Origin of the sequence: Amycolatopsis thermalba (genome assembly GCF_023376025.1) — a bacterium.
Classification (GTDB): Bacteria; Actinomycetota; Actinomycetes; order Mycobacteriales; family Pseudonocardiaceae; genus Amycolatopsis_E; species Amycolatopsis_E thermalba.
Genome location: NZ_CP091196.1, coordinates 2,432,248 through 2,457,685 on the forward strand (window position 1 = coordinate 2,432,248; position 25,438 = coordinate 2,457,685).

At 71.4% G+C, this 25,438-nt stretch carries 24 protein-coding genes; 12 read left to right on the forward strand and 12 right to left on the reverse strand.

Going from position 1 to position 25,438, the window contains the following annotated elements:
- Positions 1-6 precede the first annotated feature (6 nt).
- The 4 genes from L1857_RS11955 to L1857_RS11970 are packed head-to-tail and all read right to left on the reverse strand — an operon-like array spanning position 7 to position 4,030.
- Positions 7-837, reverse strand: coding sequence for a carbohydrate ABC transporter permease (locus tag L1857_RS11955; protein WP_249465099.1), 831 nt, complete (start codon positions 835-837; stop codon positions 7-9).
- Complete coding sequence (locus L1857_RS11960) at positions 830-1,717, reverse strand: carbohydrate ABC transporter permease (protein ID WP_249465107.1); 888 nt, start codon at positions 1,715-1,717, stop codon at positions 830-832. The genes L1857_RS11955 and L1857_RS11960 overlap by 8 nt, the downstream gene beginning before the upstream one ends.
- Before the next feature lie 9 nt (positions 1,718-1,726).
- Positions 1,727-3,010: an ABC transporter substrate-binding protein gene (locus tag L1857_RS11965; RefSeq protein WP_249465111.1), complete on the reverse strand. Its 1,284-nt coding sequence runs from the start codon at positions 3,008-3,010 to the stop codon at positions 1,727-1,729.
- 27 nt (positions 3,011-3,037) lie between these two features.
- Entirely contained in the window at positions 3,038-4,030 is a 993-nt protein-coding gene (locus L1857_RS11970) for a LacI family DNA-binding transcriptional regulator (RefSeq protein WP_116114212.1), read from the reverse strand.
- Between the two features lie 60 nt (positions 4,031-4,090).
- Between L1857_RS11970 and L1857_RS11975 the strand changes: the two genes are divergently transcribed.
- Positions 4,091-5,320 (forward strand): serine hydrolase domain-containing protein, encoded by a 1,230-nt coding sequence (locus L1857_RS11975; protein WP_116114209.1) that lies wholly within the window; start codon positions 4,091-4,093, stop codon positions 5,318-5,320.
- On the opposite strand, the gene L1857_RS11980 is transcribed toward L1857_RS11975, so the two are convergent.
- From L1857_RS11980 to L1857_RS12015, 8 genes are all read right to left on the reverse strand, one after another.
- Positions 5,305-6,237: a helix-turn-helix domain-containing protein gene (locus tag L1857_RS11980; RefSeq protein ID WP_249465115.1), complete on the reverse strand. Its 933-nt coding sequence runs from the start codon at positions 6,235-6,237 to the stop codon at positions 5,305-5,307. The genes L1857_RS11975 and L1857_RS11980 overlap by 16 nt on opposite strands.
- A gap of 12 nt (positions 6,238-6,249) precedes the next feature.
- Positions 6,250-7,218: an alpha/beta hydrolase gene (locus tag L1857_RS11985; protein WP_116114204.1), complete on the reverse strand. Its 969-nt coding sequence runs from the start codon at positions 7,216-7,218 to the stop codon at positions 6,250-6,252.
- A gap of 91 nt (positions 7,219-7,309) precedes the next feature.
- Complete coding sequence (locus tag L1857_RS11990; protein ID WP_116114201.1) at positions 7,310-8,305, reverse strand: TIGR03842 family LLM class F420-dependent oxidoreductase; 996 nt, start codon at positions 8,303-8,305, stop codon at positions 7,310-7,312.
- Between the two features lie 9 nt (positions 8,306-8,314).
- Positions 8,315-9,700 carry a dihydropyrimidinase gene (gene hydA, locus L1857_RS11995; RefSeq protein ID WP_094008852.1) on the reverse strand — a complete coding sequence of 462 codons (1,386 nt, stop codon included), beginning with the start codon at positions 9,698-9,700 and terminating at the stop codon, positions 8,315-8,317.
- A 10-nt stretch (positions 9,701-9,710) separates the two neighbouring features.
- Positions 9,711-10,553 carry a nitrilase-related carbon-nitrogen hydrolase gene (locus L1857_RS12000; RefSeq protein WP_094008853.1) on the reverse strand — a complete coding sequence of 281 codons (843 nt, stop codon included), beginning with the start codon at positions 10,551-10,553 and terminating at the stop codon, positions 9,711-9,713.
- On the reverse strand, positions 10,504-12,069 hold the full coding sequence (locus L1857_RS12005) for an NCS1 family nucleobase:cation symporter-1 (protein ID WP_116114197.1): 1,566 nt from the start codon (positions 12,067-12,069) through the stop codon (positions 10,504-10,506). Before L1857_RS12005 ends, L1857_RS12000 begins: the two co-directional genes overlap by 50 nt.
- 162 nt (positions 12,070-12,231) lie before the next feature.
- Positions 12,232-12,600 carry an SSI family serine proteinase inhibitor gene (locus L1857_RS12010; RefSeq protein WP_094008855.1) on the reverse strand — a complete coding sequence of 123 codons (369 nt, stop codon included), beginning with the start codon at positions 12,598-12,600 and terminating at the stop codon, positions 12,232-12,234.
- A gap of 35 nt (positions 12,601-12,635) precedes the next feature.
- Positions 12,636-14,252, reverse strand: coding sequence for a PucR family transcriptional regulator (locus L1857_RS12015; RefSeq protein ID WP_116114191.1), 1,617 nt, complete (start codon positions 14,250-14,252; stop codon positions 12,636-12,638).
- Positions 14,253-14,353: 101 nt separating this feature from the next.
- On the opposite strand from L1857_RS12015, the gene L1857_RS12020 reads away from it, so the two are divergent.
- From L1857_RS12020 to era, 11 genes are all read left to right on the forward strand, one after another.
- Entirely contained in the window at positions 14,354-15,652 is a 1,299-nt protein-coding gene (locus L1857_RS12020) for an aspartate aminotransferase family protein (RefSeq protein ID WP_094008857.1), read from the forward strand.
- Positions 15,649-17,139 (forward strand): CoA-acylating methylmalonate-semialdehyde dehydrogenase, encoded by a 1,491-nt coding sequence (locus L1857_RS12025; protein ID WP_249465121.1) that lies wholly within the window; start codon positions 15,649-15,651, stop codon positions 17,137-17,139. The genes L1857_RS12020 and L1857_RS12025 overlap by 4 nt, the downstream gene beginning before the upstream one ends.
- A gap of 86 nt (positions 17,140-17,225) precedes the next feature.
- On the forward strand, positions 17,226-18,251 hold the full coding sequence (hrcA, locus tag L1857_RS12030) for a heat-inducible transcriptional repressor HrcA (protein ID WP_094008859.1): 1,026 nt from the start codon (positions 17,226-17,228) through the stop codon (positions 18,249-18,251).
- A gap of 36 nt (positions 18,252-18,287) precedes the next feature.
- Positions 18,288-19,448, forward strand: a complete 1,161-nt coding sequence (gene dnaJ, locus L1857_RS12035) for a molecular chaperone DnaJ (protein WP_094008860.1) — start codon at positions 18,288-18,290, stop codon at positions 19,446-19,448.
- Entirely contained in the window at positions 19,448-20,200 is a 753-nt protein-coding gene (locus L1857_RS12040) for a 16S rRNA (uracil(1498)-N(3))-methyltransferase (protein WP_094008861.1), read from the forward strand. The genes dnaJ and L1857_RS12040 overlap by 1 nt, the downstream gene beginning before the upstream one ends.
- Before the next feature lie 505 nt (positions 20,201-20,705).
- Positions 20,706-21,065, forward strand: coding sequence for a histidine triad nucleotide-binding protein (locus tag L1857_RS12045; protein ID WP_094008862.1), 360 nt, complete (start codon positions 20,706-20,708; stop codon positions 21,063-21,065).
- A gap of 90 nt (positions 21,066-21,155) precedes the next feature.
- Positions 21,156-22,253, forward strand: a complete 1,098-nt coding sequence (locus L1857_RS12050; RefSeq protein WP_116114181.1) for a PhoH family protein — start codon at positions 21,156-21,158, stop codon at positions 22,251-22,253.
- 2 nt (positions 22,254-22,255) lie between these two features.
- Positions 22,256-22,804 carry an rRNA maturation RNase YbeY gene (gene ybeY, locus L1857_RS12055; protein WP_094008864.1) on the forward strand — a complete coding sequence of 183 codons (549 nt, stop codon included), beginning with the start codon at positions 22,256-22,258 and terminating at the stop codon, positions 22,802-22,804.
- An 11-nt stretch (positions 22,805-22,815) separates the two neighbouring features.
- Positions 22,816-24,153: a hemolysin family protein gene (locus L1857_RS12060; protein WP_094008865.1), complete on the forward strand. Its 1,338-nt coding sequence runs from the start codon at positions 22,816-22,818 to the stop codon at positions 24,151-24,153.
- Positions 24,146-24,478, forward strand: a complete 333-nt coding sequence (locus tag L1857_RS12065) for a cytidine deaminase (protein WP_094008866.1) — start codon at positions 24,146-24,148, stop codon at positions 24,476-24,478. Before L1857_RS12060 ends, L1857_RS12065 begins: the two co-directional genes overlap by 8 nt.
- Positions 24,475-25,368 (forward strand): GTPase Era, encoded by an 894-nt coding sequence (era, locus tag L1857_RS12070; RefSeq protein ID WP_094008867.1) that lies wholly within the window; start codon positions 24,475-24,477, stop codon positions 25,366-25,368. Before L1857_RS12065 ends, era begins: the two co-directional genes overlap by 4 nt.
- Positions 25,369-25,438 lie beyond the last annotated feature (70 nt).

Below are 25,438 nucleotides of genomic sequence, written 5' to 3' on the forward strand. Positions count from 1 at the left end.
TCCCTCTCACTTCACGCCCGTCTGGGCGAGGCTCTCGGTGATCTGCCGCCGCGCCACCAGGTAGGCGATCACCAGCGGCACGGTCGAAATCGCCGTGGCCGCCATCTGCGGACCCCACAACGGGTTGCCGCTGGTGTCGGTGAGCGCGGTCAGCGCGAGCGGCACCGTGTACAGCTCGCTGCGGTTGACGAACACCAGCGGCTCCAGGAATGAGTTCCAGCTGTACAGGAACGCGATGATGCCGATCGTGCCGAGCATCGGGCGGGTCAGCGGCAGGATCAGGCTCAGGAGGATCCGCGCCCGGCCCATGCCGTCGATCATCGCCGCCTCCTCCAGCTCGACCGGGATCGACTGGATGAACTGGCGCATCAGGAAGATCCCGGTGACCCCGGTCGCGCCGAACACCGGCAGCGCCAGCAGCGGCACGTGCGTGTCGGCCAGCCCGAGGTCCTTCATCAGCGTGAAGTTCGGGATCAGCGTGACCTCGACCGGCAGCATCAGCGCGCTCAGGAACAGGAAGAAGATCACGTTGCGCCCGGGGAAGCGCAGCCGCGCGAACGCGTAGCCGGACAGCAGCGACAGGGCGCACGTGAACAGCGCGACCAGCACCGCGATGTAGAGGCTGTTGTAGATCTGCCGCGCGAACGGCTGGAACGCGAAGACGTCCCGGATGTTGTCCAGCGTGACGTCGCGGGGGATGAGCTGCGGCGGGGACGCGAGCACGTCGCCGGGCAGCTTCAGCGCGCTGGCGATCATCCACAGGAACGGGAACACCAGCGGCACCGACAACACCACGAGGAACGCGTACCGGAGCACGCGGCTGACGGTCCTACTCACTGTGCACCCACTTCCTCCGCGCCCACCACTGCGCCGCCACCAGGAGCAGCGTCAGTCCGAAGAGCACGACGGCGATCGCGCTCGCGTACCCGGTCCGGAACAGCTGGAACGCCTGCTCGTACAGGTAGTAGGCGAGCACCGACGTCGCGTGCGCCGGCCCGCCGTGCGTCATCAGCTGGATGTAGTCGAACACCTGGAACGACCCGATGAACGTGATCAGCACGACCACCAGCGTCGTCGGCGCGATCAGCGGCAGCACGATGTGCCGGGTCACCCGCCACTCGCTGGCGCCGTCCAGCCGCGCGGCCTCCAGGGTCTCCGACGGCATGTTGCGCAGCGCGGCGAGGAAGATCACCGCCTTGAGCCCGACCGTCTTCAACGCCGCCACCACGGTCACCGCCGCCAGCGACGGCTGGGCCTCGAACAGCCAGTTGGGCCCGGTGATCCCGAACACCGACAGGAACTCGTTGACCCCGCCGCCCTTGCCCTGCAACAGGAACCGCCACACCAGCGCCCACGCCGCCTGCGAGGTGATCACGGACAGGAAGGCGAGCGTGAGGAACACCTCGGCCCCCGGCGGGCGCCGGTAGAGCACGAGCGCGAGCCCGAGCGACAACCCGACGTTGATCACCACGAGCCCGAGCGCGAACACCCCGGTGACCGCCAGCGAATGCCAGAACGTGGCGTCCTCGGTGAACAGCTCGCGGTAGTTCGCCCACCCCGCGGGCTTCGACACGCCGGCACGCAGGTCCGTGTGGCTGAACGACAGGACCACGATGGACACCAGCGGAACCAGCACGAACAGGATGAACCCGATCATCTGCGGGGTGATGAGCAGGTAACCGGTCAGCGTCTCGCGGACGCGGCGCCGTGCGACCACGACGTCCCCCTAACTCTTCTCGCGCAGCAACGGGCCGACTTCGCCGCACAGTTCGGACAGTGCCTCCGGCACGTTCGCGCCGGGCGACCACAGCTCGTCGAACACCGGCTGCGCCGCGGTCTTGATCTCCGGCCAGGTGCGCGGGTACTGGAACGCCTGCCCCTCGGTGATGCCCGGCACCAGGATGTTCGTGACCGCGTCCGGCGGCAGCGCGGTCCCGGCGTACACCTGCGTGGCGTCGGCGAGCACGGACTGGCGCGGGGGCGGGAAGAACCGGGCCAGCTCGCGCATCGAGCGTTCGCTGGTGAGGAACTTCAGGAACTCGATCGCCAGGTCGCGGTGCGGCGCCTGCTGGAACACCACGAGCCCGGCCTGCCCGGTCACCTGCGGCTGCCCGCCGGGGCCGGCGGGCAGCGGCGCGAAACCGTACTGGAACTTCGCGCCCTTCAGCTGCGACAACCGGGAGAGCTGGGTGATCGTCAGCGCCGCGTTGCCGGCGTAGAAGTCCGCCTGCGCGCCGGGCGGCACCGCGGTGCCGTCGGCGAACGCCATGCGGTGCAAAGTTCCGATTGCCCGCGCGGCTTCCGATGAGTCCATTGTGCACTCATCCCCGGAAGCGAAGCGCGCGCCGTAGGCCCGCAGCAGCGGGTCCAGCGTCGGCCACGACACCGGCAGCGGCCCGTACAGGCTGCCTTCGTTGCTCTGGAACACATAGCTCCCGCTCGGCAACGTCGACTGCAACTCGCGCGCGAGACCGGCCAGCCGGTCCCACGTCCACTCGCCGCGCGCGGCCAGCTCCGCGGGATCCGGCAGACCGGCCCGGGCGAAGAAGTCCCGGTTGTAGACGACGAAGAACGGACTGGTCGAGAACGGCACCCCGTACACGGCGTCCCCGTCCTGCCAGTTCGTGAAGGCGCTCGGCACGAAGTCGCCCAGCCGGTACGCGGGGTCCGCGCGCAGGGCGGGCCCGACGTCGGCGAGCACCTCGGTGGCGGCCATGCCGACCGCGTCCGGCGCGCCGAGCCAGCCGAGGTCCGGTGGGTCACCACCGGCGAGCCGGACGGACACCTTCGTCGTGTAATCGGCCTGCGGCACGGTCTGGATCCGCACCGGCGTGCCGCCGTGCTGGGCCGAGAATTCCCCGGCGAGCCGGTTGAGCAGGCCCAGCTGTTCCTGGTTGGACGTCCAGACGGTCATGGTGACCGTGTCGGCGCCGGCGCGGTCGCCGATCCCGCAGGCCGCGGTCAGCGCGACCGCGGAGACGGCGAACAGGCGCCCCCATCGCTTTCTCATGCAACCTCTCCGTTGGGGTCGTCAGTCTCAGGCGCGGGTGAGCGTGGTCCCCTCGTGCTGGGGGCACTCGACGGTGCTGATCGCGTCGCCGCCGCCCTCCACCGCGGCCAGCAGCTGCTCCAGCGCGCGGCGGCCGACCAGGCGGCCGGGAATGCCGTAGCCGGACCAGTGCTCGTCCGCGCTCTCCTCGGAGATCCCGGCCACGGCGATCGGCAGGCCGGGGGCCACTGTCCGCACCGCCTCGGCGTAGCCGGTGTTCTCGGCGACGACGGCGGTGACCCCGCTCTCGCGCAGTTCCCGCACGAACGCGGGGGAGATCTCGTCGAGCTTGGGGAAGGACGACGACACCACGAGATCGCCGTCGCGCAGCCCGGCGAGCCGGTCGGCGGTGGCGGGCAGACCGGAATTGGCGCCCACGTACCGGACCTCGCGGTGGCCGAGCGCGGCGATCCGGCCGGCCAGCACGCGCCCCGCGCCCCGGTAGTCCGGCGACACGTTGGGCACCTCGCGCCCGTCGTCGAGGAACCGCCGCCCGATGAAGACGAACGGGTACTGCTCGGCGACCAGCTGCTCCAGGTCGGCGGGGATCTCGTCCCGCCCGAGCAGCACGGCGCCGTCCACCAGGCGCAGCTTGTTCTCACCGCCGGCGTAGATGCTGCGCACCGGCCCGGACATCGCGGCGCTGGTGAACAGCAGCAGGTCGTTCCCGGACTCCTCGGCGGCTTCCTCGATGCCCAGCAGGAACGGGTGGTAGAGGCTGCGTTGCGCGGTGCCGAACACGCGCTCGTAGGTGAAGATCCCGAGCAGCTGGCTGCGCCCCTTCGCCAGGCGACGCGCGAGCGGATCGGCGCGGTAGCCCATCTCCCGGGCGATGTCGAGCACCCGCCGCCGGGTCTCCTCCGGGATCGTCGTCGCCTTGTCGCGCAGGATCAGCGATACCGCCGCCTGGGTGACCCCGGCGCGGCGCGCGATGTCCGCCTGCGAGACCCGGCGTGGCCGGCCCTGGCCAGTTATGCGCATAACTAAACGATGTCAGCCGTGGATCTGGTCTGTCAAGCCCGGCTGGAGTAGAACGAGATCATGGCGATGGAGCTGAAGGTGGACACCGACCCCGCCGAGGTGGGGTTCGACCCGCGGCGGCTGGACCGGATCGAGGCGCACTTCGCCCGGTACGTCGACGACGGGCTGCTGCCCGGATGGCTCGCCGTGGTCAGCAGGCGCGGCAAGATCGCCTACGTCGCGCGGCGCGGGCACCGGGACGTCGAAGCGGGCCTTCCGGTGGAGGTGGACACGCGCTGGCGCATCTTCTCGATGACCAAGCCGGTCACCTCCGTCGCCGCGATGATCCTGTACGAGGAGGGCGCCTTCGAGCTCACCGACCCGATCGCGCGGTGGCTGCCCGAGTTCGCCGCGCCGCGCGTGTACGTCAAGGGCTCGGCGCTCAAACCGGTCACCGAACCGGCCACCGAGCCGATCCGCGTGTGGCACCTGCTCACCCACACCGCCGGGCTCACCTACGGCTTCCACCACGCGCATCCGGTCGACGCGATCTACCGCGCGCACGGCTTCGAGTGGGGCACCCCGCCCGGCGCCGACCTCGCCGAGTGCACGCGGCGGTGGGCCGAGCTGCCGCTGGCCTTCCAGCCGGGCGCGGAGTGGAACTACTCCGTGGCCACCGACGTTCTCGGCCGGTTGATCGAAGTGGTGTCCGGGCAGCCGCTCGACGAGTTCTTCGCGCGGCGGGTGTTCGAGCCGCTGGGCATGGGCAGCACCGGCTTCGCCACCGACTCCACCGAGAAGTTCGCCGCGCTGTACGTGCCGGATCCCAGCACGCGCAAGGCGGTCCGCAACGACGCCTTCGGCCGGAGCGGCCTGGCGAAACCCGCCTGCCTGTCCGGCGGTGGCGGGCTGGTGTCCACCGCGGCCGACTACCACCGGTTCACCCAGTTCCTGCTGGGCCGCGGCGAACTCGACGGCGTCCGGCTGCTCGGCCCGCGCACGGTCGGCCTCATGGCGAGCAACCACCTGCCCGGTGGCGTGGACCTGGAGGCCTACGGCCGGCCGCTGTTCGCCGAAATGCCCTTCGACGGGTTCGGGTTCGGGCTCGGGTTCTCCGTGCTGGAGGACCCGGTGAAGGCGAAAACCTTGTCCAGCAAGGGCGAATACGCGTGGGGCGGCGCGGCGAACACGGCGTTCTGGGTCGATCCGGCCGAGGAGATCACGGCGCTGTTCTTCACGCAGCTGCTGCCGTCGAACACCCACCCGATCCGGCAGTACCTGCGGCAGCTGGTGTATCAGGCGGTCGTCTGACGGTGCAGCCGCCGCAGCGCCAGCGCGAGCTGCAACCGCAGGCGCCCGCACGGCTCGTGCACTGACCAGCCCAGCACGGTCTTCGCGTGAGCCAACCGGTCCTGCAGCGTCGAGTGGTGCACGGTGAGCGCGGCAGCGGCCGCGCGCAGGCTCGCGCTGGTGGCGACGGCGTCGAGCGTGGCGAGCATCCACGGCGCGCACGCGGCCGCGCGTTCCAGCGCGCGCACGTCCGGCACCGGTTCGCTGCCCGGTCCGACGGCCTCGGCGAGCACCGCCAGCCCGCCCAGTTCGTCGAACCGGACCACGCGCGGGCCGGGGTCCTCCGGCGTGCCCTCGGCGGTGAACCGCAACGCCGTCCGGGCCGCGGCCAGCGACGCGGGCAGGTCCAGCACCGGCACCAGGGGACCGATGCCCGCGCGGGCACCGGCGGGCGCGGTGATCACCACGCCCGTGGTCCCGTCGGCGTAGGCGACGGCGCGCGCGGTCGACGACAGGCCCAGCCGCCGCGCCGCCTTCCGCCGCGCCTCCGGCGAGGCCGTCTCGTCCAGCACGATCTCGACCGGCTCGGGCACGCGGTTCCGGTCCAGCACGAGGCGGACCGCGGCGGCGGCGCGTTCCAGGATCATCGCGTCCACCGCGGAGGCCGGGCCCGGTCGTTCCAGCCACACCCCGCCCACGCCGGGCCACTCCGGGTCGATCTCACCGCCGGGGGCCGACCGCCGTCCGTCCGCGGTCACCCGCACGCGGTGCCCCGGCACGTCCAGGCGGGCGGGGCAGGACGCGAGCGTTGCCGCCCCGCGGACCAGCGCCTCCAGCCCGGCGTGCCCGTCGACGAGGCGGTCGAAGTAGGCGATCACCTTGACCGCGGCGCCCGCCTCCGGGTCGAGTGCGGCCAGCCGCCCTGCCAGCTCTCTCACGCGACCATGGTGTCACTCCGCGAGCATGCGGCGCAGCCACCGGAGCCGGGTGGCCCGGGCCTCCTGGGAGAGCGCGGCCCGCGGCGCGAACGCGTCGAACCCGTGGTAGCCGCCCGGCCACACGTGCAGCTCCGCCGAGCCGCCGGCGAGCCAGATGCGCCGGGCGTAGTCGACGTCCTCGTCGCGGAACGACTCGGCCGAGCCGACGTCGATGAACGCCGGCGGCAGCCCGGACAGGTCCGTCGCCCGCGCGGGGGCGGCGTAGGGGGAGACGTCCGGGCCGCCCCGCGCCTCACCCAGCAGGGCCGTCCAGCCGGTCTCGTTCGACGTGCGGTCCCACACGCCGAGCCCCTTCATCTGGTGGGTGGACGGGGTCTCGTTGCGGTCGTCGAGCATGGGCGCGATCAGCAGCTGACCCGCCAGCCGCGGTCCGCCGCGGTCCCGGGCCATCAAGGCGACCGCGGCGCCCAGGCCACCGCCCGCGCTGCCGCCGGCCACGATCAGCCGCGCCGGGTCGATGCCCAGTTCCCCGGCGTGCTCTGAGGTCCACCGCAGCCCGGCGTAGCAGTCCTCGACCGGCACCGGGTGCGGGTGCTCGGGCGCGAGCCGGTACTCCACCGACACCACGACGAGCCCCAGTTCGAGGGCCCAGTCCAGCGGCTCCTCGATCCCGACCCGGTTGGTGCCCACGACCATGCCGCCGCCGTGGATCCAGAAGATCCCCGGGGCCGTCGTTCCCAGGTCCGCCGGCCGGGCGACCAGCACGGACACCTCGTCCGACACCCGCCGGTCCACCAGTTCCAGCCGCCCGTCCCGGCTCAGCTCCGCGTCGGACGGCAGGCGCGCGCTCCTGGCCGCGCGCAGCGCGGGGATCATGTCCGCCGTGACCGTGGGCGGGACCTCCTCGGCGATGACGGCGAGCATGGCGGCGGCTTCGGGGTCGAACGCGGGCGGCGGGCCGTACGGGGTGCTGGTGGTCATCGGGCCTCCTGGAGTCACGACGGTGTGACCACCATCGTCACCCGGGCGGGACGCGCCGGGTGGCGGGTGTTGCCCGCCACCCGGCGGGTGGTCATCCCAGCTTGCCGATGATCTCCTCGCCGTAGGCGTGCAGCGTCTGTTCGCGCTGGTCGTGCATCAGGTACACGGCGAACTGGTCGACTCCCAGCGCGGCCAGTTCCTGCAACCGCGCCACGTGCGCCCCCGCGGGGCCGGTCAGGCAGAACCGGTCGACGATCTCGTCCGGGACGAAGTCGGTCGACGGGTTGCCCGCCTTGCCGTGATGGGCGTAGTCGTAGCCCTGCCGCTCGCGGATGTAGTCGGTCAGCTCGTGCGGCACCGGCCCGGATTCGCCGTAGCGGGCGACCAGGTCGGCGACGTGGTTGCCGACCATCCCGCCGAACCACCGCAGCTGGTCCCGCTGATGCGGCAGGTCGTCCCCGACGTAGGCGGGCGCCGCGACGCAGATCGTGATGCCGGCCGGGTCCCGTCCCGCCGCCCGCGCCGCTTCCCGGACCGAGCCGATGGTCCACTCCGCGATCGCCGGGTCGGCGCACTGCAGGATGAACCCGTCGGCCTGTTCACCGGCCAGCCGCAGCGCCTTCGGCCCGTAGCCGGCCATCCACATCTCCAGCCGCCCGCCGCGCACCCACGGGATGCGCACCGGGGTGTCGCCGAGCACGACCTCCCGGCCCTCGGCCAGCTCCTTGACCGCGTGCATCGCGTCCCGGACCGTGGCCAATGTGGACGGACGCTTGCCGATCACCCGGTGCGCCGAGTCGCCGCGCCCGATCCCGCACACCGTGCGGTTGCCGAACATGTCGTTGAGCGTGGCGAACAACGACGCGAGCACCGACCAGTCCCGGGTGCCCGGGCTGGTCACCATCGGGCCGACCGTCATCGCCGAGGTGGCGGCCAGGATCTGCGAGTAGATGACGAACGGCTCCTGCCACAGCACCACGGAGTCGAACGTCCAGCCGTAGCCGAACCCGCAGTCCTCCGCGGCCTTCATCAGCCGGATCACCTCGCGCGCGGGCGGATCCGTCTGCAGCACCACACCGAAGTCCATGACGGCTCCCTAGTTCAGGTACTGGCACAGGTCCCGGGACAGGAACTTCCCGTGCCCGGCGCTGCCGGAGAACCCGGACGGCGACACGATCACCCTGCCGCGGGAGAGCACCGTCTCGACCTTGCCGGTGATCTCGAAGCCTTCGTACGCCGAGTAGTCCACGTTCATGTGGTGGGTCTCGGCGGACAGCGTCTGCTTCGCCGCCGGGTCGTAGACCACGATGTCGGCGTCCGAGCCGGGCGCGATCACGCCCTTGCGCGGGTACAGGCCGAACATGCGCGCCGGGGTGGTCGAGCACGCCTCGACCCACCGGCCCAGCGAAATCTCGCCGGCCACCACACCCTGGTGCAACAGGTCCATCCGGTGCTCGACCCCCGGCATCCCGTTGGGGATCTTCGAGAAGTCCCCCCGGCCGAGCTCCTTCTGGTCCTTGAAGCAGAACGGGCAGTGGTCGGTCGACACCACGCTCAGGTCGTTCGTGCGCAGCCCGCGCCACAGGTCGCCCTGGTGCCACTTCTCCCGCAGTGGCGGGGATGCCACGTACTTCGCGCCCTCGAAGCCCGGCTTGGCGAGGTCCTCGATGGACAGGTAGAGGTACTGGGGGCAGGTCTCGGCGAACACGTTCTGCCCGGTGTTGCGGGCTTCCGCGACGGCCGCAAGCGCTTGCGACGCCGACAGGTGCACGATGTAGAGCGGCGCACCGGTCACCTGTGCGAGCCGGATCGCCCGCGAGGTCGCCTCGCCCTCCAGCTCCGGCGGCCGGGTCAGCCCGTGCTGCACCGGATCGCCCTTGCCCTCGGCCAGCGCCTGCGCGACCAGCTGGTCGATCGCGATGCCGTTCTCCGCGTGCATCATGATCGTGGCGCCGGTCTCGGTCGCCTGCTGCATCGCGCGCAGGATCTCGCCGTCGGTGGAGTAGAACACGCCCGGGTAGGCCATGAACATCTTGAAGCTGGACACCCCGGCGTCGATGCAGGTCTGCATCTCCTTCAGCGTCGTGTCGTTGACGTCGGACAGGATCATGTGGAAGCCGTAGTCGACGGCGCAGTTGCCGCCGGCCTTCTCGTGCCACTTGTCCAGCGTCGGCTGGAGCGTCGATCCCTTGGGCTGCACCGCGAAATCGATGATCGTGGTGGTGCCGCCCCAGGCGGCCGCGATCGTCCCGGTTTCGAAGGTGTCGTGCGAGAACGTGCCGCCGAACGGCATCTCCATGTGCGTGTGGGCGTCGATCCCGCCGGGCATCACGTACTTCCCGGTCGCGTCGATCACCTCGTCGGCCGTGCCGAACAGCCCGGGCGCGGCGACCGCGGCGATCGTCTCGCCCTCGACGAGCACGTCCGCGCGGCTCGCCCCGGTGGTGGACAGCACCGTGCCGCCCTTGATCAGCGTGCGCATGCGTTCTCCCTCAGGGCGCCACGAGCGGGTCGTAGGAGTCCGGGCGGCGGTCGCGGTAGAACTGCCACAGGTTGCGCACCTCGGACAGCTTGTCCATGTCCAGGTCCCGCACCACGACCTCGTCCTCGGTGTCGGAGGCGGCGTCGCCGACCAGCTCGCCGCGCGGGTCGACGAAGTAGGTCTGACCGTAGAAGTCGTTGTCGCCCAGCGGTTCCACGCCGACCCGGTTGATCGCGCCGACGTAGTACTCGTTCGCCACGGCCGCCGCGGGCTGCTCCAGGCGCCACAGGTACTGCGACAGGCCGCGGCTGGTCGCCGACGGGTTGAACACGATCTTCGCCCCCGCCAGGCCGAGCGCGCGCCAGCCCTCCGGGAAGTGCCGGTCGTAGCAGATGTAGACGCCGATCCGGCCGACCGCGGTGTCGAACACCGGGTAGCCGGTGTTGCCGGGCCGGAAGTAGAACTTCTCCCAGAAGCCCTTGACCTGCGGGATGTGGTTCTTCCGGTACTTACCCAGGTACCTGCCGTCGGCGTCGATCACCGCGGCGGTGTTGTAGTAGACGCCGGCCTGCTCCTCCTCGTACATCGGCGCGACGATGACGATGCCGTGCCGCTCGGCGACCTCCTGCAGCAGCTTGGTCGTCGGGCCGTCCGGGATGCCCTCGGTGTAGGAGTAGTAGTCGGCGTCCTGCACCTGGCAGAAGTACGGGCCGTAGAACAGCTCCTGCAGGCACACCACCTGCGCGCCCTGCGAGGCGGCCGTGCCGATCGCCTCGACGGCGCCGGCGATCATCGAGTCCTTGTCACCCGTCCACCGCTGCTGTACCAACGCGGCTCGGACCAGACTGCTCACGGGTTTCCTCCTTCGGTTGACGGTGCGCCCACGACAGCGCGAGGTAGACGACGAAGGCGCCGACGAGACCGGCGACCCAGCTGTAGTCGTAGAGGGGTTTGAGGAACGGGATCAGCCCGTCGGCGGGGAACGGGCCCTGCGAACCGGGCGCGGTGTAGGCGCCGCCGACCGCGAGCAGCCCGCCCACGGCGGTGGCGACCAGCGCGCGCCAGTTCCAGCCGGCGCGGAACCAGTACCGGCCGCCCTCGGCGTAGAGCCCGGCCAGGTCCAGGTTGGTGCGCTTGACCACCCAGTAGCCGGCCACCAGCACCCCGGCGACCGCGCCGAGCACACCGCCGTAGAAGCCCAGCCAGGCGAAGATGTAGATGTCGGGGTCGGAGTAGAGCTTCCACGGCATGATCACCACGCCGATCACGCCGGTGATCAGCCCGCCGACGGCGAAGGTGATCCGCTTGGGGAAGGCGTTGGAGAAGTCGTAGGACGGGCTGACCACGTTCGCCGCGAGGTTGGCCGAGATCGTGGCGAGCACCAGCGCGATCAGCGCGACCACCACCAGCGCCGGGCTGGAGAACCGGTCGGCCAGCTGCGCCGGGTCCCAGATCGCCTCACCGTAGAGCACCTGGCCGCCCGAGGTGGTCAGGATCGCCACGATCGCGATGAACGTCATCGTGGTCGGCAGGCCGAGCACCTGGCCGCGGGCCTGCGTGCGCTGGCTGCCGCCGAAGCGGGTGAAGTCCGGCATGTTCAGCGACAGCGTCGACCAGAACGCGATCATCGCCATCAGCGACGGCGCGAAGATCGTCCAGAATTCGGTGCCCCAGCCCAGCTTCGCCGGCTCGGACAGGATCGGGCCCAGGCCACCGGCCTTGATGAGGACGTACGCGAGCAGGATCAGGAACCCGACCGACACCAGCGGCGCGGTCCAGTTCTCGAACCGCCGCACCGCCTCCATCCCGCGCCAGATGATCAGCATCTGGACCACCCAGAAGACGCCGAACGACAGCCACAGCGTCCACGGCTGGCCGCCCACCTCGGCCGCGTTGCGCCACCCGGACCCGGTCAGCTTGCCGACCAGGATGTAGATCGCCTCGCCGCCGACCCAGGTCTGGATGCCGAACCAGCCGCACGCGATGAACGCCCGCAGCAGCGCCGCCAGGTTCGCGCCCCGGATCCCGTAGAAGGCGCGGGCGAACACCGGGAACGGGATGCCGTACTTGGTGCCGGCGTGGCTGTTGAGCAGCATCGGGATCAGCACGATCAGGTTGCCCAGGGTGATCGTGATCAGTGCCTGGAGCCAGTTCATCCCCAGCGCGATCAACGAGGCGGCGAGCGCGTAGCTGGGAATGTTGTGCGCCATTCCCATCCACAGGGCGAAATAGTTGTAGGTGCTCCAGGTGCGCTTTTCCACCGGAACCGGAGCGAGCTCGTCGTTGTAGAACCGGCTACCACGGATCGGCGCGGTGTCGCTGAGATCCACCCGGCCGTCGGGTCGCGTGATCTGCGAGGTGGGTTCCATTGCGGAATCGTGCTCGTCCCCGGCGCGGGGGAGGCACTGTCAGAGTGTTCACCGTTGCCCGCGTCGGAACGCATAGTGTCGATTGCGCCCGGCGCGGGCCGGTGCATCACCCGGACGTGCAAGCCGCTCGTGACAGCCGGTCAATCTGAGCGAAACACGGATTCAGAATTCGAAGACCCCGGCGGACTCCGCGGCCGCGGCGCACTTGTTGCCGTAGGTGTGGGTGTAGACCACCGGCTTGCCGCGCCAGTGGCCCTTGGCGGTGGCGGCGACCGGGCTGTAGATCATCGGGCACACCGTCGCCTCACCGGGGATGCGGTCGATGTCACCGTCCACAGTGGTCAGCGTCGTGCAGGCCTTGGCCTTGCGGGGGTGGCTGCCGCCGGGCGGGTGGCAGTCCAGGCTCACGGTGACGACCCGGCCGGCGCCGTCCTGCAGGGAGAGCATGAGGCTGGCCGCGGGCGTCTGGGCCGGCGGCGCGGCCAGGGCCAGGACCGACGCCGCGGCGGGGAGTAGGGCGGAAAGAGGCATATCGGGGCTATCGGCTGGACCGCGGGGAAACTGTGTTACCGGTTCGGGTGATCGTCGGACAGATCATGGGCCAGCAGCGCGAGGTAGAGCGACAGCATCGATTCAGGGTCCTCCAACGGCACGCCCAGGACCTGCTCGATGCGCGCGAGCTGCTGGTAGTAGGCGGTGCGGGAGGTGTGCGCCGCCGCGGCCGCCGCCGACTTGTTTCCGCCGTGCTCGCAGTAGTGCCGCAGGGCCTGGACCAGCCGGGTGCCCGACGCCGCGTCCCGGGACAGCAGCGGGCCCAGCTCGCGCTCGGCGAACGCGCGGACCCGCTCGTCGTCGGCGAGCAGGTGCAGCAGCCCGCGCAACCGGACGTCCCGCAGGCAGTGCACCTCGCGGTCGGTGTCCGAGCGCAGCGCCGCCGCGGCGACGTGCGCGGCCTCGACCAGGCTGCGGCGGGCGTGGGCGGCGGTCTCGACCACGGTGCCGACGGCGAGCACAACCGGCACCGAGGTGGGCCGCGCCCGCAGCTCCGCGGACAGCCGGCTCAGCACCGCGTCGATTTTGGCCTGCGGCGACAGCGACAGCAGCGCGCGCACGCTGACGTCGTCGACGACCGCGACGAGCGCGGACACCTTCGCCCGGCGCGTGGCCAGCGAGACCGTCTCGGCGAGGTCCCGCAGCACGGTCGGCGCGGACGCCGCCTGGCGCTGCGACGCGGTCATCCGCGGCCGGACCGCGACGCCCACCAGCCGCCCGGACAACGGCGAGCCCAGCGCGGCCGCGCGGGCCAGCAGTTCGGTGGACGGGGCGGGCGAGGTCATCAGCTCGGCGAGCACCGCCCGGTGCGCCTGCCGCTCCAGGCTGTCCGCCTCGCGGGCGACCAGCCGGTGCACCGCGAGCGCCGATGCCGCCCGCTCGGCGACCACGACGTGCCGGTCCGGCGGCGGGTCGTCGCACACGATCACCAGCCGTCCCCAGTCGTGCCCGCGCGCGCCGACGACGGTGACCAGCCAGCCCGCGTCGGCGTGGTAGCCGGTGCGCTCGCCCAGGTGCACGGTGCGGGAGCGGGCCGGCCAGCCGGTCAGCAGCTCGGCCGGATCACTGCCCGCGGAGTCGTAGGCGAGCACCTCGTGCGCCAGGGTTTCCAGCACGACCGGCGACTCGGTCATGCGCGCGACCTCGCGCAGCACCTCGGCCGGTTCCGCGCCGGCGACGGTGAGCTGCGTGAACACCTGGTGCACGTGCTCGGCGGCACGCAGCTCGGCGACCTGGGCGTCCACGATCAGCCCGTTCACCGCCTCGGTGACCGCGACGTAGCGCGTCTCGCGGGACAGGGTGATCAGCGGCAGCTCGTGCCGCGCGGCGGCGTCGACCAGGGCGCGGGGCAGCGCGTCGCTCCAGTGCCGGACCAGCTCGACCACCAGTCCCGCGGCCCCGGCCTCGGCGAGCCCGTCCACGTACTTCGCCAGCTGCGTGGCGTCGTCCGGCAGCGCGATCCCGGTCGTCAGGACCAGTTCCCCGCCCTTGAGCAGGTGCCCGATGTCGGCGACCTCGGCGACGTGCACCCACCGCACCCGGGTGTCCAGCCGCTGCCCGCCCGCGACCACCTTCGGGCGGCCGTGCCGCAGCACCGGCAGGGCCAGGACGTCCGCGACCGTCGGGTACAAGCGCCACCTCCTCGCCAGAAAGCAGACTGTACGGCCGATCCGGCCATTGGGTACATGTTGTGTGTGGTGGCCGGGCGCGACGGCCACCGAGACTGGCGGGCATGAGCGAATCGGAGCTGCTGGCCCGGCACCGGGCGGTCCTGCCGAACTGGCTGGCCCTGTACTACGACGAGCCCCTGGAGATCGTGCGAGCGCAGGGGAGGCGGGTCACCGATTCCTCCGGAACCACCTATCTGGACTTCTTCGCCGGCATCCTCACCAACGCCATCGGCTACGACATCGCCGAGATCTCCGACGCCATCCGCGCCCAGGTCGACTCCGGCGTCCTGCACACCTCGACGCTGTACCTGATCCGCAAGCAGGTCGAGCTGGCCGAGCAGATCGCTCAGCTGAGCGGCATCCCGGACGCCAAGGTGTTCTTCACCAGCTCCGGCACCGAGGCCAACGAGACCGCGCTGATGCTCGCGACGCAGTACCGCCGCTCCAACCAGGTGCTCGCGATGCGCAACAGCTACCACGGCCGGGCGTTCGCCACGGTCGGCATCACCGGCAACCGCGGCTGGTCGGCCAGCTCGCTGTCCCCGGTCAAGGTCTCCTACGTGCACGGCGGCTACCGCTACCGGGACGCGTTCCGGAACCTTTCCGACGCCGGCTACGTGCGTGCCTGCACCGACGACCTCCGCGACGTCCTGGAGACCACCACCTCGGGGGACGTGGCCGCGTTGATCGCCGAGCCGATCCAGGGCGTCGGCGGGTTCAACGTGCCGCCGGACGGGTTGTTCGCGGCCTTCAAGGAGGTCCTCGACGAATACGGGATCCTGCTGATCTCCGACGAGGTCCAGACCGGCTGGGGCCGCACCGGCGAGCACTTCTGGGGCATCCAGGCGCACGGCGTGACCCCGGACGCGATGACGTTCGCCAAGGGCCTGGGCAACGGGCTGGCGATCGGCGGCGTGGTGGCCCGCGGTGAGGTGATGGACTCGATCACCGCCAACTCGATCTCGACCTTCGGCGGCAACCCGGTGTCCACCGCGGGCGCGAAGGCGACCCTGGACTACCTGCTCAGCCACGACCTGCAGGGCAACGCCGCGAAGCAGGGCGCGCGCCTGATGACCGGGCTGCGCGACCTCGCCGAGCGCTACGACGTCGTCGGCGACGTGCGCGGCAAGGGCCTGATGATCGGCGTCGAGCTGGTCGAGCCGGACGGGTCGCCGAGCCCGGAGTCCGCGCGCCTGGTGCTGGAGGAGACCCGCGCCCGCGGTCTGCTGGCCGGCAAGGGCGGGCTGCACGGCAACGTGATCCGGCTGGCTCCCCCGATGACGTTGACCGACGAGGAAACCGGTGAGGCGCTCGAAATCCTCCGGGAATCGATCGCCGCCGTGCAGGAGGCGCGGAAGTGACGCAGCGGATCAGCCACTGGATCGACGGCAAGACCTGGGCTGGGGTAGCGGACCGGACCGGGGAGGTGTTCGACCCCGCCACCGGTGAAGTACGCGCTCGCGTGGACTTCGCCGGTGGCGGGCAGGTGGACGAGGCCGTCGCGGCGGCCGCGCGTGCCTTCCCCGGCTGGCGGGACACCTCGCTCGCGGCCCGGTCGCGGGTGCTGTTCCGGTTCCGCGAGCTGCTCACCGCCCGCAAGGACGAGCTGGCCGCGATCATCACCGCCGAGCACGGCAAGGTGCTCTCCGACGCGGCGGGGGAGATCGCCCGCGCCATCGAGAACGTCGAGTACGCCTGCGGCGCGCCGCAGATGCTCAAGGGCGGGTTCAGCGAGAACGCCTCCACCGGCGTCGACGTGTACTCGATCGCCCAGCCGCTCGGCGTGGTCGGGGTGATCTCGCCGTTCAACTTCCCGGCGATGGTGCCGCTGTGGTTCGTGCCCAACGCGCTGGCCTGCGGAAACACGGTCGTGCTCAAGCCGAGCGAGAAGGACCCGTCGGCGTCGCTGTTCATCGCCGAGCTGTTCGCCGAGGCCGGGCTGCCCGACGGCGCGCTCAACGTGCTGCACGGCGACAAGGTCGCGGTCGACGGGCTGCTGGAGCACCCGGTGGTGAAGGCGATCTCGTTCGTCGGCTCGACGCCGATCGCGCGGTACGTCTACGAGACCGGCACCCGCCACGGCAAGCGGGTGCAGGCGCTGGGCGGGGCGAAGAACCACATGGTCGTGCTGCCCGACGCCGACCTCGACCTGGCCGCCGACGCCGCGGTGTCGGCCGGGTTCGGGTCGGCGGGGGAGCGGTGCATGGCGGTGTCGGTGGTCGTCGCCGTGGACCCGATCGCGGACGAGCTGGTCGCCAAGATCGCCTCCCGGATGGCCGGCCTGACGGTCGGTGACGGGCGTGAGGCGGAGTCGGAGATGGGCCCGCTGGTCACCGCGGCGCACCGGGACCGGGTGCGGTCCTATGTGGAGGCCGGGGTCTCGGCGGGGGCGTCGCTGGTCGTGGACGGCCGGTCGGTTTCCGTGTCCGGCGGCGGGTTCTGGCTCGGCCCGACCCTGTTCGACCACGTGCGCACCGACATGCCGATCTACACCGACGAGATCTTCGGCCCGGTGCTGTCGGTCGTCCGGACGGGCAGCTACGACGACGCGCTCGCGCTGGTGAACGCCAACGCCTACGGCAACGGGACGGCGATCTTCACCAACGACGGCCGGGCGGCGCGGCGGTTCCAGAACGAGGTCGAAGTCGGGATGGTCGGGCTCAACGTGCCCATCCCGGTGCCCGTCGGGTACTACTCCTTCGGCGGCTGGAAGGACTCCCTCTTCGGCGACAGCCACGCCTACGGGCCGGAGGGCTTCCACTTCTTCACCCGCACGAAGGTCGTCACGTCCCGCTGGCCGGACCCGTCCCAGGGCGGGGTGAACCTGGGCTTCCCGCGCAACTCCTGAGCGCCCGCTCACCGAGCTGGGACACGCCGCCCGCCACTTCCGTAAACTCGTGGTGAGATACCGCCCGTACGGTTCGGAGGTGAGGCGTGCCCAGCTCGGAGGAGCGTCGCTTCGAGGTCCTGCGCGCCATCGTCGCGGACTACGTGTCGACCCAGGAACCGGTCGGCTCCAAGGCTCTCGTGGACCGGCACAGCCTCGGCGTGTCCAGCGCGACGGTGCGCAACGACATGGCGGTCCTGGAGGAGGAGGGGTACATCACCCAGCCCCACACCAGCGCCGGCCGCATTCCCACGGACAAGGGGTACCGGCTCTTCGTCGACCGGTTGTCCGAGGTCAAGCCGCTCAGCTCGGCCGAACGGCGGGCCATCATCAGCTTCCTCGACGGGGCGCTCGACCTGGACGACGTGCTGCGCCGCTCGGTGCGGCTGCTCGCCCAGCTGACCCGGCAGGTCGCGGTCATCCAGTACCCGACGATGTCCAACTCGTCCCTGCGCCACCTCGAAGTGGTGCCGCTCACACCGGCCCGCCTGATGCTGGTGATCATCACCGACGCCGGACGGGTGGACCAGCGCACGGTGGACCTCGGCGACGTGATGACCGAGGAGAACGTCGCCCGCATCCGCGAGATGCTCAACGCCGCGCTGGCCGGCCGTCGCCTCACCGACGCGGCCTCGCGGGTCACCGAGCTGCCCGACCAGGCGCCCGGCGAACTGCGCGACGCGCTGGTGCGGATCTGCACGCTGCTGGTCGAGCACCTGGTCGAGCACCCCGAGGAACGCCTGGTCCTGGGCGGTACGGCCAACCTCACCCGCAGCGTCGCCGACTTCCCCGGATCGCTGCGCCAGGTGCTGGAGGCGCTCGAGGAACAGGTCGTGGTGCTCAAGCTGCTCGCCGCGGCGCGCAACCCCGGTGCGGTGACCGTGCGCATCGGTGAAGAGAATGAGGACGAGCAGATGCGCAGCACCTCGGTCGTGTCGATCGGCTACGGCAAGAACGACATGCTGCTCGGTGGCATGGGTGTGGTCGGTCCGACCCGGATGGACTACCCCGGCACGATCGCCGCGGTGCGCGCGGTGGCCAACTACGTGGGGCAGATCCTGGCCGGCGGCTAGCCAGGGTGATGCTCGTCTAGGAGGACGGTTCAGAAGGTGGCCAGGGACTACTACGGCATCCTCGGGGTGCCCAAGAACGCGAGTGATCAGGAGATCAAGCGCGCCTACCGCAAGCTCGCCCGCGAGCTGCATCCCGACGTCAACCCGTCCGAGGACGCCCAGCACAGGTTCAGCGAGGTCACCACGGCCTACGAGGTCCTGTCGGACCCGCAGAAGCGCAAGATCGTGGACCTCGGCGGCGACCCGCTGGACAACGGCGCCCGCGCCGGTGGCGGCGGTGACCCGTTCGGCGGGTTCGGTGGTCTCGGCGACATCATGGACGCCTTCTTCGGCGCGGCCACCGGTGGTGGTGGTCGCGGGCGCGGCCCGCGCAGCCGGGTCCAGCCGGGCTCGGACGCGCTGATCCGGATCAGCCTGAGCCTCGAGGAGTGCGCGACCGGGGTCGACAAGGAGATCACGGTCGACACGGCGGTGCTGTGCGACCAGTGCCACGGCAACGGCACGGCCCCCGGCGGCACGGTCAAGACCTGCGACACGTGTGGCGGGCAGGGCGAGATCCAGTCGGTGCAGCGGTCGTTCCTCGGGCAGGTCGTCACGTCGCGGCCGTGCCCGGTGTGCCGCGGCTTCGGCGAGGTCATCACCGACCCGTGCCGCCAGTGTGGTGGCGACGGCCGGGTGCGCGCGCGCCGCTCGGTGACGGCGAAGATCCCGGCCGGGGTCGGCGACGGGATGCGGATCCGGTTGTCGGCGCAGGGCGAGGTGGGTCCCGGTGGCGGCCCGGCGGGCGACCTCTACATCGAGGTCGACGAGGAGCCGCACGAGGTGTTCGTGCGCGAGGGCCACGACCTGCACTGCAACCTGCGGATCCCGATGACGGCGGCGGCGCTGGGCGCCACGGTGCCGCTGGAGACCCTGATCGACGGCGAGTACGAGCTGTCGGTCGACCCGGGCACCCAGTCGGGCACCGAGCTGGTGCTGGCGGGCATGGGCATGCCGCGGCTGCGGTCGTCCGGGCGGGTCGACGGGCGTGGCGACCTGCACGTCCACGTGGACGTCACGGTGCCGACCAAGCTCGACGACGCCCAGCGGGAGCTGCTGCAGCAGCTGGCCCAGCTGCGCGGCGAGGAGTCCGGGATGTCCAACGGGCGGCACCAGGGCGGGCTGTTCTCGAAGCTGCGCGCCAAGAGCCACAAGTAATGCCGTCCACCACGCCGCCGGTGTTCCTCGTCGAGGAGGTGCCTGCTTCGGGTGACCTGGTGCTCGACGGCGAGGAGGCCCGGCACGCGGCGACCGTGCGGCGCATGCGGGCGGGGGAGCGGCTGGTCGTGTCGGACGGCCGGGGCTCGGCCGCGGAGTGCGTGATCGCCGGGGTCCGGCCCGGCCGCGAGCCGGTGCTGGACCTGTCGGTGTCCCGGCGGTGGACCGAGCCCGGGCCCGCGGTGCGGGTCGTCGTGGCGCAGGCGCTGGCCAAGGGCGACCGCGGTGAGCTGGCGGTGGAGCTGACGACGGAGGCCGGGGCGGACGAGATCCTGCCGTGGCGCGCCGAGCGCAGTGTGGTGCGCTGGGAGGAGGGCCCGCGCGGGGCGAAGGCGCTGGCCCGCTGGCAGAACACGGCGCGCGCGGCGGCGAAGCAGGCCCGGCGGGCGTGGGTGCCGCCGGTTCGCGAGCCGGTGACCACGGCGCAGCTGGCCGAGGTGGTGGCGCGGGCGGCCTGCGCGGTGGTGCTCGAAGGCAGCGCTTCGCGGCGGCTGACTTCGTTGTCGCTGCCCGAGGCCGGTGACGTGGTGCTGGTGGTGGGCCCGGAGGGCGGCATCACGGACGGCGAGCTGGAGACCCTGACCGCGGCGGGCGCCGTCGGGGTCCGCCTGGGCCCGACGGTGCTGCGAACCTCAACCGCGGCGGCGGTGGCGCTGGGCGCCCTGGGCGCGATGACGTCCCGCTGGGCTTGATTCCGGCTGGGCCGGTGGCGGCTGGGCCGCCCTGGGCCCAATGCCCCCCCCGCTGCGGTGCCGACCTCCCCAAGTCCGCCACGGCGTGGCGCATTCCACGCCCAGCCCAACCTCCGCGCTCGAACCCCTCACCGGCCGCGCCGGGCCACCCCCGATCGTCACGCAGCGTGGTCGCCGTTCCGGGCGAATCAGCCCGGTGGCGGCGCCCGCGAACCCGCGCCCCACCGGCGCGGACGCCCATTCGCGTACCGGCCGTCTTCGGAACCTGGAAAAAAAATGGGTGTCGACTGTGGCGCACGAGCCGTCGCACCCATTACCCTGGCCCACACGACACCTGGGGTGGCCCCCGGGTGCCCAAAGCCCCGCCGGACACCTCCCCCCTCGGTCCGGCGGAGCCGCGGAGGCGGTGGAGCGACCCCCAGGCTCCACCGCCCCGCGGCGTCTCCCGCGATCCGCGACTTCCCTTGTGCCACCGGGCATCCCGGCACGCGATAGGGTTCGCCGCATGAGTGATGCCGAGACGTTGTTCGAGCGGATCATCGCGGGCGAGATTCCGAGCGACAAGGTGTACGAAACCGAAACAACTTTCGCGTTTCGTGATATCCAGCCGCAGGCCCGCGTGCACGTGCTCGTGGTGCCGAAGAAGCGTTACCGGAATGTCGCCGAGCTGGCCGCGGCCGATCCGCAACTGCTGTCCGACGTGCTGACCACCGCCGCGAAGGTCGCCGAGCTGGAGGGCATCGCCGAGTCGGGCTACCGCGTGGTCTTCAACACGGAGGGTGACGCCGGCCAGACCGTCTTCCACGTGCACGCGCACGTCCTGGGCGGGGAGCAGCTCGGGTTCTTCGGGCGACTCGCGAAGTAACCGACTGCGCGCGACCCGCCCGGCCCGCTAGCATCGATGGGGTAAGCAGGAAGCGAGCAGCGGAAACGCAGAAGGCAGGCCCGAGGAAACTTGGCCGGAACCGCACAGGGTGGAGCCGCCCGATCGGACGTTCCCGACAGCGCCGGGGACGTCACTGAGACCACCGGAACCGCACGGAGCACGCGCAGCGCCCAGTCCCGGTTCCCCATCCCGGACGGCGCCGTGCTGACGCTGCTCGGATCCCGCGACGAGAACCTGCGGGTCGCCGAGGAACTGCTGGCCGCCGACGTGCACGTCCGGGGCAACGAGGTCACCCTCACCGGGGAGCCCGCGGACGTCGCGTTCGGCGAGCGCGTCTTCGCCGAGCTGGTCGCCCTGGCCGGGCGCGGCCAGCAGGTCGGCCCGGACACCGTCCGCCGCACCGTCGGCATGCTCTCGGCGGGCGGCACGGAGTCGCCCGCCGAAGTGCTCAGCATGGACATCCTGTCCCGGCGTGGCCGCACCATCCGCCCCAAGACGCTGAACCAGAAGCGCTACGTCGACGCCATCGACAAGCACACGATCGTGTTCGGGGTCGGCCCAGCCGGCACCGGCAAGACGTACCTGGCGATGGCGAAGGCCGTGCAGGCACTGCAGGCCAAGCAGATCACCCGGATCATCCTCACCCGCCCCGCGGTCGAGGCCGGGGAGCGGCTCGGCTTCCTGCCGGGCACGCTGTCCGAGAAGATCGACCCGTACCTGCGGCCGCTCTACGACGCGCTGCACGACATGGTCGACCCGGACTCGATCCCGCGCCTGATCCAGGCCGGCACGATCGAGATCGCGCCGCTGGCCTACATGCGCGGCCGCACCCTCAACGACGCGTTCATCATCCTCGACGAGGCGCAGAACACCACGCCCGAGCAGATGAAGATGTTCCTCACCCGGCTCGGCTTCGGCTCGAAGATCGTGGTGACCGGCGACATCACGCAGGTCGACCTGCCGACCGGGCAGAAGTCGGGCCTGCGGGTGGTGCGTGACATCCTGGAAGGCGTGGAAGACTTGCATTTCGCCACGCTGACCAGCTCCGACGTGGTGCGCCACCGGCTGGTCGGGGACATCGTGGACGCCTACGAGAAGTGGCAGGCCGAGCAGGACACGGGTCGAGGCCCCGGCAGTGTCAGTTCGGGCTGGCGGGGCCGGCACTGAGCATGACCATCGAGATCGCGAACGAGTCCGGTGTCGCGGTGGACGAGACCTCGATCGTCGCCGCCGCGCGCTTCGCGCTGGACCGCATGGAGGTCAGCCCGCTCGCCGAGCTGTCGGTGGTGCTGGTGACCCTGGACGTCATGTCCGACCTGCACGAACGCTGGATGGACCTGCCCGGTCCCACCGACGTCATGGCCTTCCCGATGGACGAGCTGGACGCCGCCCGCCGCCCGGACGCCGGTGACCCGTCACCGGCGTTGCTCGGCGACATCGTGCTGTGCCCGGCCTTCGCCAGGGACCAGGCCCGCACGGCCGGTCACTCCCTGCTCGACGAGCTGCACCTGCTCACCGTGCACGGCGTGCTGCACCTGCTCGGCTACGACCACGCCGAACCGGCCGAGGAACGCGAGATGTTCGGGCTGCAGAAGCGGATCCTCGCCGACTTCCAGGCCGCGGTCGCCGAGGCCAAGCGGCGCGACGCGCAGCGCACGGCCGACGACCGGCTGCTGGGAGCCGCGGGCCTGGACGGCCCGGCCGACGCCGAGAGCTGAGGCCACCGGAGATGGCGAGTTCAGCCGCTCTGCTGGTGATCGCCGTGGCGCTGGTGCTGCTCGGCGGCCTGCTCGCGGCCGCCGACGCGGCGGTCAGCAGCGTGTCGAAGGCCCGCGCCGAGGGGCTGATCCGGATGGGCCGCCCCGGCGCCCGCCAGCTGGCCATGGTGATCGACGAGCGGCGACGGCACATCAACCTGCTCGTGCTGCTGCGGCTGGGTTGTGAGCTCACCGCGACGGTCCTGGTCACCGTGGTGTTCCTGCGGTGGATCGAGCCCGAGGCGCTGGCGGTGGTGGTGGCCGCGCTGGTGATGCTGCTGGTCAGCTACGTCCTCATCGGCGTCGGTCCGCGCACGATCGGCCGCCAGCACCCCTACCGCGTCGGCACGCTGGTGGCCTGGCCGGTGCGGGTGCTCGGCTCCGTCCTCGGACCGCTGTCCCGGCTGCTGATCATCATCGGCAACGCGATCACCCCCGGGCAGGGCTTCCGCGAAGGCCCGTTCACCACGGAAATCGAGCTGCGTGAGCTGGTCGACCTGGCCGAGGAGCGCGGGGTGGTGGAGCCGGGCGAGCGGCAGATGATCCACTCGGTGTTCGAGCTGGGCGACACGGTCGCGCGCGAGGTGATGGTGCCGCGCACCGAGATCATCTGGATCGAGCAGACCAAGAGCGTCCGGCAGGCGCTGGCCCTGTCGCTGCGCACCGGCTTCACGCGGCTGCCGGTGATCGACGAGTCGGTGGACGACATCGTCGGCGTGGTCAACATCAAGGACCTGGTGCGCGCGCAGCTCGAGGGCGGCGAGGCCAGACCGGTGGCGGACCTGATGTACCCGGCGAGCTTCGTGCCGGACTCCAAGCGCCTGGACGACCTGCTGCGGGAGATGCAGGTGTCGCACAACCACCTGGCGATCGCGGTCGACGAGTACGGCGGCACCGCGGGCCTGCTGACCATCGAGGACATCCTGGAGGAGATCGTCGGCGAGATCACCGACGAGTCCGACCAGGAGGAGCGGCCGCCGGTCGAGCACCTCGACGACCGCACGGTGCGGGTGTCGGCGCGGCTGGGCGTCGGCGACCTGGGCGAGCTGTTCGGACTGGACCTGGAGGACCACGACGTGGAGACCGTCGGCGGCCTGCTCGCGCAGCGGCTCGGCCGGGTGCCGCTGCCCGGCGCCGAGGCCGAGGTGGACGGGCTGCGGCTGCACGCCGAGGGCGGCAAGGACCGCCGCGGACGGATGCGGATCACGACCGTGGTGGTGCAGGCGGAGAGCGACGAGCTGGCCGGACGTAGGGTGCGTACCGGAAACGGTGACCACGACGAGGCCGACAGGAGTGTGGACCATGCCTGAGCTGGACCCGGAGGACGAGAAGATCGTCATCCTCGCCCGATCCGCGCGGGCGCGGAACTCCGCCGCCGAGGGCGCCGCGGTGCGCGACACCGACGGCCGCACCTACGCGGCCACCACGGTCGACCTGCCGTCGTTCAAGATCACCGCGCTGCAGGCCGCGGTCGCGGCGGCGGTGTCCAGCGGGGCGGAGGGCCTGGAGGCGGCCGCGGTCGTCACGGCCGAGCCGTTCGTGGCCGAGGCGTCCGTGCAGGCCGTGCGCGACCTGGCGAAGACGGCGGCGATCCTGCGGGCCGACCCGTCCGGAACCGTGCGGGAAATCCTGTGACCCACCGCTCCGGTTTCGCCTGCTTCGTCGGCCGCCCCAACGCCGGCAAGTCCACCCTGACCAACTCACTGGTCGGCACCAAGGTCGCGATCACCTCGAGCAAGCCGCAGACCACCCGGCACGCCATCCGCGGCATCGTCCACCGCGACGACGCCCAGCTGGTCATCGTGGACACGCCGGGCGTGCACAAGCCGCGGACCCTGCTCGGGCAGCGGCTCAACGACGTCGTGCGCGAGACGTGGTCCGAAGTGGACGTCGTCGGGTTCTGCGTGCCCGCCGACGAGAAGGTCGGCCCCGGTGACCGCTACATCGCGAGCGAGCTGCGCAAGGTCGCCCAGCGCACGCCGGTGATCGGGATCGTCACCAAGACCGACCTGGCCAAGCCGGAGCAGATCGCCGAGCAGCTGCTGGCGCTGCAGGACGTGCTGGACTTCGAGGAGCTGATCCCGGTGTCCGCCGTGGACGGTTTCCAGGTCCAGCAGCTGGAGGACCTGCTCGTCGCGCGGCTGCCGGAGGGCCCGCAGCTCTACCCGGACGGCGACCTGACCGACGAGCCCGAGCAGACGCTCGTGGCGGAGCTGATCCGCGAGGCGGCGCTGGAGGGCGTGCGCGACGAGCTGCCGCACTCCATCGCGGTGACCGTGGAGGAGATGCTGCCGCGCGAGGACAAGCGCGACCTGCTCGACATCTACGCGACGGTGTACGTCGAGCGGCCCAGCCAGAAGGGGATCATCCTGGGCCACCAGGGCGAACGCATGAAGGCGGTGGGCGCGCAGGCGCGGCAGCAGATCCAGAAGCTGCTGGGCACCAAGGTCTACCTCAACCTGCACGTGAAGGTCGCGAAGGACTGGCAGCGCGACCCGAAGCAGTTGCGCCGCCTGGGTTTCTAGCCGGTTCCTGGTCCGCTGCGGATCACCGGGTACGCTGCCGCCCGACGTGATCCACTTCGAGGGGGAATCC